Raw genomic sequence first — 8,972 nt, 5'->3', positions numbered from 1 at the left:
GCCGCTGGCCGATGGCGTCGGCGACCGCGCCGCCCACGCCGGTGTCGATTTCATCGAAAACCAGCGTCGGCGCCGAGCCACGGTCGGCCAGCGCCACCTTCAGCGCCAACAGGAAGCGCGACAGCTCACCGCCGGAAGCGACCTTCATCATCGGCCCGGGCCGTGTGCCTGGATTGGTGCGCACCCAGAATTCGATCTGGTCGATGCCTTCTTCCATGCGGCCCTCGGCCTCGCTCTTCATCTCGACGATGAAGGCGGCGCGTTCGAGCTTTAGAGCCGGCAACTCGGCCATGACCGCCTTGGTCAGGCCGACTGCTGCCGCATGACGCAGCGAGGACAGCTGTGCGGCGGCTATGTCATAGGTCTCGCGCGCCGCGGCAGCCTGCTTTTCCAGCCCGTGCAAGCGTTCCTCGCCGGCATCGAGATCGGCGAGATCGGCCGACATCGTGTCGCGCAATTGCGCCAGGTCGTCGACGGCGACAGTGTGCTTGCGCGAAGCGGCGCGCAGCGAAAACAACCGCTCCTCCGCCTTCTCCAGCCGCTGTGGATCATATTCGGTGGCGCGCAGTGCGGCCTCGACGCCCGATTGCGCGGCGTCGAGCGACAGCATTGCCTCGTCGAGCGACTTGACCACGTCGTCGAGCAGGCCCGGCGCTTCCGTCACCTTGCGCTGCAGCCGCCTGAGCAGGCTCGCCAGTTGCGGCAAGGGCGAGGACGGACCGGACAGCACATCTTGCGCGTCATGGATTTCGGAAGCGATCTTCTCCGCCCGCATCATGGATGCGCGCAGCTCAGCGAGATCGGTCTCCTCGCCCGGCTGCGGATCGAGCTTCGTCAGTTCCGCCACCGCCGCACGCAGATAGTCGGCCTCGCGCGCGGCCGCCGCCACCTTGGCGCTGTGACGCGACAGCTCCTGCTCGCAGGCGCGCCAGTGCCGCCACGCCTCGCCGGTCGAGCGGACAGCGCCGAGATGGCCGCCGAAAGCGTCAAGCACATCGCGGTGTGCGCCGGGATCGACCAGAGCGCGTTCGTCGTGCTGGCCGTGGATCTCGACCAGCGCGCGGCCGACATCGCGCATCAGCGTGACGCTCGAAGGCTGGTCGTTGACGAAGACGCGGGTGCGGCCATCCGCCGTCTGGAGGCGGCGCAGGATGATGTCGCCGTCATCGTCGATGGCGTTCTCGGCAAGCAGTGTGCGGGCTGGATGGTTGCGCGGCACGTCGAAGACGGCGATCACCTGGCCCTGCGCCGCGCCATGGCGCACAAGCGACGCGTCGCCGCGCGCGCCGAGCGCCAGCGACAGGGCATCGAGCAGGATGGATTTGCCGGCGCCGGTTTCGCCGGTCAGCACGGAAAGACCCGGCTGGAAGTCGATATCCAGCTTCTCGATCAGGACGATATCGCGGATCGACAGTCTGGAAAGCATCAGAACCCGGACCTATTGCATGTCGCCCAAAAGTGGACCCGGTTTTGGGATAACGACATGCACAAAGACAAAAGACCTAAAGCGCGATGCGCTTTAGAGTTGCACGCGACCATCTGGAGTCGCAGCGCCGCACTATCTTTTTGTTTGGGCACCGGATCAATCCGAAAAAGCGTTGCGTACGCTTCGGTCCAATGCTCCGGGGTCAGGCGCCGCCGGTGATCATCTTCCCGGCCTTGGATATCCACGAGCCGGCATTTTCGCGCGGCGCAAGCCCGTTGCTCTGCAGCAGCTTGTAGGAATCCTTGTACCACGAACTGTCGGGGTAGTTGGTGCCGAGCACCGCAGCGGCGGTCTGTGCCTCCGAGGTCAGCCCCATCGCGTAGTAGCTTTCGGTCAGGCGGGCGAGCGCCTCCTCGACATGCCGTGTGTTGGAATAGTTCTCCACCACGGTGCGGAAGCGCTTGACGGCGGCGATGTATTCGCGGCGCTCGAGATAGTAGCGGCCGATCTGCATTTCCTTGCCGGCCAGCTGGTCGTTGGCGAAGCGCATCTTTTCCTTGGCGTCATCGACATATTCCGATGTCGGCCAGCGCGTCACCAGGTCCTGCATCGTCTGAAGGGTCTGGCGCGCTTCCTTCTGGTCTTGCGTCACGTCCTTGATCTGGCGGTAGTAGCTCAAGCCGATGATGTACTGCGCGTAGGCGGCGTCATCAGTCGAAGGATAGAGCGTGAGGTAGCGTTTGGCCGAGCCGATCGCCTCGTCGTAGTTGCCCTGGCGATAGTCGGCGAAAGCGCCCATCACCATCGATTTGCGGGCGAATTCCGAATAAGGATGCTGGCGGTCGACGGCATCGAATTTGCGGCTCGCCTCTTGCAGGCGCCCGGCATTCAGATTGGCAAGACCTTGATTGTAGAGAACATCGGCCGGCTCGGTCTGGTCGACATAGGTCGACAGGTCGATATCTTTCTCCGACGACATGCAGGCCGACAGGAAGAGCGATGGAACAACCACCGAAAGCGCCAGGAAAACAGCCCGCTGCGGCGCTTTCGATTGACCAACTCGCTTGAAGAACATGATTGGATCCGCCCTTTCGGCGTTATTTCAATGCGTGTTGCATGCCGTGGTCCCAAACTTGATCCCCACTTTTGAGCGACATGCCCTAATCGACGGCAGCAGCCATAAACCATAACCGCCTTGCCCGGCAACGCTATCGCCGGCCAATCGCACATTTTTGTGGCAGCCGGACGCTGCTTGAAAATCAGTGCAATTTCACCAACAGGTGTTGCATTCGTGCAACACCTCTATCTGCCAGGATCCGAAAAAAGTTAAGTAAATCAGATCATCCAAGGCGCGTAGAGCGGCGCATTGACGGCATTCATCTCGGCGCTGCGGCCGCGCTCGCGCCGTGTCGTCTCGACGATCTCGAATGCCGTGCGATCCGACAGCAGGCGGCGCAGCGCGGCGGCGTTCATCCTGTGGCCGCCGCGATAGGAGCGGAAGCAGCCGATGAAACGGGCGCCGGCCAGCGCCAGGTCGCCCATGGCGTCAAGCGTCTTGTGGCGGACGAATTCGTTGGGATAGCGCAGGCCGCCCATGTTGATGACGCGGTTGTCGTCACCGATCACCAGCGAATTCTCCAGCGAGGAGCCGAGCGCATAGCCGGCGGCCCACAGCCGCTCGACATCCTTCATGAAGCCGAAGGTGCGGGCGCGCGCGAGGTCGCGGCGGAAAATATCGGCGTTGAGGTCGGACGCGAACAACTGCCGGCCGATTGCCGGGCTTTCGAAGTCGATCTCGATCTCGAAACGGGTGCCGTCGTAAGGCTTGAACTCCGCCCACGAGGCGCCGTTCTCGATGCGAACCGGCTTGATGACCCTGATATAACGGCGCTTGACCGACAGCGTCTCGACGCCGGCCTGGTCGATGGCTTCGACGAACGCCATGGCGCTGCCGTCGAAGATGGGAACCTCGGACCCGTCGATCTCGATGGCGACATTGTCGATGCCGAGCCCGAACAGCGCCGCCATGATGTGCTCTACCGTGGCGATGTGCTCGCCAGCGGGATCACCAAGCATGGTGCACAGGTCTGTGGCGCCGACTTCGGAAACCAGGGCGCGAACCTCGCGGCCCTGCACTGCGCCGTTGAAAAGCTGGAACACGATGCCGGTATCGGCATCTGCCGGCACGAAGCTGATGGAAACTTCCTTGCCGCTGTGGACGCCGGTGCCGGTAAGCGACGCGCGCGTCTTCACTGTCGTCTGATAGTCGTGCAAGACAATCCCCATAAGCCCGTAATGCCTAAGGTCCGCTTCTCCAGCCCGAGGGCGCGGCTCTTGTTGAAATCGGCAGGCAGGGCGACTTCCCCCGAAATCCTGACAAACCGACTATGGTGGCCGGAAGATAATGTCGCGGGTGGGAGACTCCAAATCACGGTTTCTTACTCTTTGTAACCGCGAGCCGGATCCAGTTGAGCTTGATAAGCCATTGAAATCTCATGATTTTAAACGTTAACAGGCAAGCAATCTCTTGCTTGCCTGTTAACAATTCTTAAAGCCCGCTTACCGATCAGTTGGCCTGGCGGCGCAGGAACGCCGGAATCTCCAGCTGATCATCGTCCTGAGTCGCCCTCACCTGCGGCGTCAGGCGGCCCTGCTCGTCGAGCTGACCGCGGCGCGGTGCGTAGAGCTGCGCATCCTGGCTGGCAAGACGGCGCACCTCAGGCGCTGCCTGGCGCAGCTTGGGTTCGCGCGGCTGCGCCGGCTGCAGCCGTGCAGGCTCTTCCTCGCGACGGGTCAGGCCGTTGGTCAGGCGCTTCAGCAGGCCCATCGGTCCGCTGCTGTTCTCGTGGTCGGCCGGGCGGTTCTTGGCATCCACCTCGGCCTTGACGACCGGCGGAAAGTCCTCGACGCGCGGCATCCGCTGCGGCGCCATCGCAACCGGTTGAGGCGCTTCACGCAGCATTTCGCGCGGCTGCGGGGCCGGCTGTGCCACGGGCTGCGGCATCGGCTGTGCTGGCGGTGCCTGGAAGATCTTGCTCTGCGGGCGGAAATCCTCCGCATGGGCAACGGGAGCCGGACGAGCCTGCGCCATAGCGGCTGCATTTGCTTCCGCCAACTGGATGGCTTCGGCGACCGGGTCGACGGCGCGCGGTTCGTGAGCTGCCTGCTGGACCGGCGCGGGGCGGCTTTCCACAGCGGCAACGGCCGGGCGGCTGACCGGCTTCTGCGGAGCGGTGCGGATCGAGATCGGCGCTGCGGCGATTTCCGCCGCCGACTTGTCGATGCCGGTGGCAACCACCGAGACACGGATGACGCCTTCGAGTTCTTCGTCGAAGGTGGCACCGAGGATGATGTTGGCATCCTGGTCGACTTCCTCGCGGATGCGGGTCGCCGCTTCGTCGACCTCGAACAGGGTCAGGTCGCGGCCGCCGGTGATCGAGATCAGCAGGCCCTTGGCGCCCTTCATCGAGGTCTCGTCGAGCAGCGGGTTGGCAATGGCAGCCTCGGCTGCGGCCATCGCACGGCCCTCGCCCGAAGCCTCGCCGGTGCCCATCATAGCCTTGCCCATCTCGCGCATGACCGAACGCACGTCGGCGAAGTCGAGGTTGATCAGGCCTTCCTTGACCATCAGGTCGGTGATGCAGGCAACACCGGAATAGAGCACCTGGTCGGCCATGGCGAAGGCGTCGGCGAAGGTCGTCTTGTCGTTGGCCAGCCGGAACAGGTTCTGGTTGGGGATGACGATCAGCGTATCGACGCATTTCTGCAGCTCTTCGATGCCAAAATCCGCGGTCTTCATGCGGCGCTGGCCTTCGAAATGGAACGGCTTGGTGACGACGCCGACGGTGAGGATGCCCTTTTCGCGTGCGGCACGCGCCACGACTGGAGCCGCACCCGTGCCGGTGCCGCCGCCCATGCCCGCGGTGACGAAGCACATATGGGTGTTGGACAGATGATCGATGATCTCGTCGATGCATTCCTCCGCCGCCGCGCGGCCGACTTCCGGCTGCGATCCGGCGCCAAGGCCTTCGGTGACATGCGCGCCGAGCTGGATCAGCCGATCGGCCTTCGACATGGTCAGCGCCTGAGCGTCGGTGTTGGCCACCACGAACTCGACACCGCGCAGACCGGCGGTGATCATGTTGTTGACGGCATTGCCGCCGCCGCCGCCGACACCGAACACGGTGATCCGCGGCTTAAGCTCGGTGATGTCCGGCTTCTGCAGATTGATCGTCATTGTCTCCGTCCTTTGCCTTTCACGCCGCTTCGCCGCCGCGGCCGCCTATGGGGCTGTCCCCGTCAATTAGAAACTGTCTCTCAACCACTGACTCATGCGATGCAGTTTTCCACCCGTTCCAGTCATTCTGAGACCGGAAATTCCTTTCGCCGGATGGCTCTCGAAGCTCGCCATCTGCGGATAGATCAGAAGCCCCACCGCAGCCGAGAAGGCCGGTCCCTTTGCCGCTTCCGGCAGGCCGGCCACACCGAGCGGGCGGCCGATGCGCACATTGCGTCCGAGGATCCGGCGCGCCGCCTCCGGCAGGCCGGCAAGCTGGCTGGCGCCGCCGGTCAAGACAACGCGCTTGCCCACTGCATTGCCGTAGCCGGACTTGTTCAGCCGGTCGCGCAGCAGTTCGAGCGTCTCGTCGATGCGGGCGCGCACGATGCGCGTCATCACCGAGCGCGGGATCTGCAACGGCACGTCGCCGTCGTCGCCGATCGGCTGGATCGAGACCAGGTCGCGGTCGTCGGCGCTGCCCGGCAATGCCGAGCCATGCATCACCTTCAGCCGCTCGGCGGCGTCGAGCGAGGTCGACAGGCCCTTGGCCATGTCCAGCGTGACATGGTTGCCGCCGATGGCGATGGCGTCGCCATGAACGAACTTGCCTTCCGAAAACACCGATATCGTCGTCGTGCCGCCGCCCATGTCGATGCAGGCGGCCCCCATTTCCAGCTCGTCGTCGACCAGGGCGGCCAGCCCGCTGGCATAGGGCGTCGCCACCATACGCTCGACCGACAGGTGCGACCGGTTGATGGAAAGCTCCAGGTTGCGCATCGGCGCGGCGTCGCCGGTCAAGACATGCATGTCGACGCCAAGTGCGTCGCCGACCATGCCGCGCGGATCGCGCACGCCGCGCTCGGCATCGAGCGAAAAGCCGACAGGGAGCGAATGGATCACCTCACGCTCGGCCTTCAGTGCCTGCTTGGCGCCGGCGCCGAGAACGCGCTTGATATCGGCCTCGTCGGCCTCGTGGCCGCCAAGGTTGATGGTGGCCGAGAAGGCTTCGCTCTTCAGCCGGCCGGCGGTCATGTTGACGATCAGCGAATCGACCGTCAGCCCAGCCATGCGCTCGGCCGCATCGACGGAAAGACGAATGGCATGCTCGGCGCGATCGAGGTCGACGACGACTCCCGACTTCACGCCTTGCGACTTCTGATGGCCGATGCCGATCACCTGGATCCGGTGCGAGCGGCCGCGCAACAGCTTGCCGTCTTCGCTCGGCTTCAGCTTGGCCACCATGCAGCAGACCTTGCTCGAACCGACATCCAGCACCGTCAGGGTGCCGGACCGGCGCGACGCGGCGTCGCCATGACCGCCAAGCCAGCTCATATTTTCGTCTCCGGCTTGCGCTTCAGGCTTTTGGGTTTTTCGTTGAGGGCGGCTTCGCGCTGCGTCGCCGCCTCGGGCGTCAACTGCACGACCAGCCTGTCCGTCAGGCGCATGTCGACGGCGGCGATATCGCGCGACAACAGCCCCTTGTCCTGGTCCATCTTGACGAGTTCGGCGATCGCCTGATCCTCGCCATCCTCGGGAAGCTTGACGGTGATGCCGTTGTCCAGCTTGAGGTCCCAGCGCCGCTCGCCAACGCGGACATAGCCTTTGATTCGGCTCGCGAGTTCAGGATATTTTTCGACCTTGACCAGGAAGTCCGGCGCCTTGGCCGGCGCACCGACGCCGATCAGCAAAGGCAGAAGCACCTGCTTGCCGCCGGAGAACGGCGCAATCACGGCGCCATTCTTCTCGATAACAGAGAGCTCATCGCCCTGCTGCCAGAGCGCGAAGGGCTCGCGCTCTTCGACGCGCACTTCCAGCGTGTGCGGATAGACCTTGCGCACCGCGGCGACCTCGATCCAGGGCAAGGTAGCAATGCGCTCCCGCGCGGCCTCGGCATCGAAACCGATCAGCGAGGTCCAGCCGTCGAGCTCGAGCCTGTCGAGAATGTCGATCTCGGAGGTCTGGCGATTGCCGACCACCTTGACCTGATCGACGGCAAAGCCGGTCCGGGCAGTGATGCTTTGCACGATGCCGTCGACATGGCCGCCGAGATAGGCGCCATAGGCACTGCTCGAGACAAGCAGCACGGCAGACATCATGGCCGCGGAGAAGCGCGGCGCCTGGAATTCACCCACGCCCAGTCGCGCAAGAACGCGCACCGGGCGGCGAAGCACACGCGGCAGCACGAAATGGCCTGATGACAACGGCAGGCCGAACAGCGCCGGCCCGGCCGCGCCCTTCCCCTTGCCTTGTCCCCATTTCAACGCAGACACGAAGCGTCCTCCACCATCCAACTCAACAAATCGCCAAACGAATGCCCGGCCTGGGCGGCGATTTCAGGCACCAAGGACGTCGGCGTCATACCCGGCTGGGTGTTGACCTCGAGCCAGACAACCTCGCCGTTTTCGGAATGCCGATCGTCATAACGGAAGTCCGACCGGGAAACGCCCCGACAGCCGATCGCTTGATGAGCCTTGAGCGCCAGTGTTTGTATTTTTTGGTAAATATTCGGTGAAACTTTTGCGGGGCATTCGTGCTTTGATCCCCCCGCGACATATTTTGAATCATAGTCGTAGAAGGAATGGCCGGTCGGGATGATCTCGCAGACCCCCAGAGCGACATCGCCCATTACGGCGCAGGTCAGCTCGCGGCCATGGATGTAGCGTTCGACCATGACGGTATCGCCATACCTCCATTCGGACGAGCCTATGACCTGCGGCGGATGCGACTGCCCCTCATGCACGATGACGACGCCGAAGCTTGACCCCTCATTGACGGGCTTGACCACATAGGGCGGCTTCATCGGGTGCTTGTTCTGGATGGCGAAGCGGCTGGCGACCTTCGATTCGGCGACAGGGACACCGACCGATTTGGCAACCCGCTTGGCCTGCTCCTTGTTCATGGCCAGCGCCGACGCGAGCACGCCGGAATGCGTATAGGGGACACCGAGATATTCGAGGATACCTTGGATGGTACCATCCTCGCCAAACGGACCATGCAGCGCATTGAACGCGACATCCGGCCGGAGTTCGGCAAGCACCGAGCCGACATCGCGCCCGACATCGACGCGCGTGACCTGGTAGCCTTCCTTCTCGAGCTCATCGGCACAAGCCTTTCCCGAGGACAGGGACACGGGCCGCTCGGACGAGAAACCTCCCAGCAGGACGGCCACATGCTTGCTTTTCATTCCCCCGTCATCCCCTCTCACCGCGGACCAAAAACCAAGATTTCCGCAACATTGAGTCCGAGTCTCCCGGCAGGTTGCCCCCC

7 protein-coding genes are annotated in these 8,972 nt (G+C 63.7%); all 7 read right to left on the bottom strand.

The window, feature by feature from the left end:
- The coding region (locus AC1D0I_RS11400) for a DNA repair protein RecN (protein WP_477395132.1) at positions 1-1,426 on the bottom strand (1,426 nt) is incomplete at its 3' end.
- 202 nt (positions 1,427-1,628) lie between these two features.
- Positions 1,629-2,501, bottom strand: coding sequence for an outer membrane protein assembly factor BamD (locus AC1D0I_RS11395; protein WP_095086961.1), 873 nt, complete (start codon positions 2,499-2,501; stop codon positions 1,629-1,631).
- 260 nt (positions 2,502-2,761) lie between these two features.
- The gene (lpxC, locus tag AC1D0I_RS11390; RefSeq protein WP_477226994.1) at positions 2,762-3,712 is read right to left on the bottom strand and encodes a UDP-3-O-acyl-N-acetylglucosamine deacetylase; all 951 of its coding nucleotides are present in this window, start codon (positions 3,710-3,712) and stop codon (positions 2,762-2,764) included.
- Positions 3,713-3,992: 280 nt separating this feature from the next.
- Positions 3,993-5,663, bottom strand: a complete 1,671-nt coding sequence (gene ftsZ / locus AC1D0I_RS11385) for a cell division protein FtsZ (RefSeq protein WP_477395130.1) — start codon at positions 5,661-5,663, stop codon at positions 3,993-3,995.
- A gap of 66 nt (positions 5,664-5,729) precedes the next feature.
- Complete coding sequence (ftsA, locus tag AC1D0I_RS11380; RefSeq protein WP_184874914.1) at positions 5,730-7,037, bottom strand: cell division protein FtsA; 1,308 nt, start codon at positions 7,035-7,037, stop codon at positions 5,730-5,732.
- Positions 7,034-7,975, bottom strand: a complete 942-nt coding sequence (locus tag AC1D0I_RS11375) for a cell division protein FtsQ/DivIB (protein WP_477395128.1) — start codon at positions 7,973-7,975, stop codon at positions 7,034-7,036. Before AC1D0I_RS11375 ends, ftsA begins: the two co-directional genes overlap by 4 nt.
- Positions 7,963-8,889 (bottom strand): D-alanine--D-alanine ligase, encoded by a 927-nt coding sequence (locus AC1D0I_RS11370; protein ID WP_477395126.1) that lies wholly within the window; start codon positions 8,887-8,889, stop codon positions 7,963-7,965. The genes AC1D0I_RS11375 and AC1D0I_RS11370 overlap by 13 nt, the downstream gene beginning before the upstream one ends.
- Positions 8,890-8,972 lie beyond the last annotated feature (83 nt).

The organism is Mesorhizobium sp. P2_D1 (genome assembly GCF_056404455.1).
Note: the sequence above shows the minus strand (reverse complement) of the source record. Positions and strands in the feature narration are given on the sequence as shown.

Coding starts and splice junctions, on each gene's coding strand:
- AC1D0I_RS11395 (WP_095086961.1), bottom strand. CDS start 2,501: ATGTTCTTCAAGCGAGTTGGTCAATCGAAAGCGCCGCAGCGGGCTGTT.
- lpxC (WP_477226994.1), bottom strand. CDS start 3,712: ATGGGGATTGTCTTGCACGACTATCAGACGACAGTGAAGACGCGCGCG.
- ftsZ (WP_477395130.1), bottom strand. CDS start 5,663: ATGACGATCAATCTGCAGAAGCCGGACATCACCGAGCTTAAGCCGCGG.
- ftsA (WP_184874914.1), bottom strand. CDS start 7,037: ATGAGCTGGCTTGGCGGTCATGGCGACGCCGCGTCGCGCCGGTCCGGC.
- AC1D0I_RS11370 (WP_477395126.1), bottom strand. CDS start 8,889: ATGAAAAGCAAGCATGTGGCCGTCCTGCTGGGAGGTTTCTCGTCCGAG.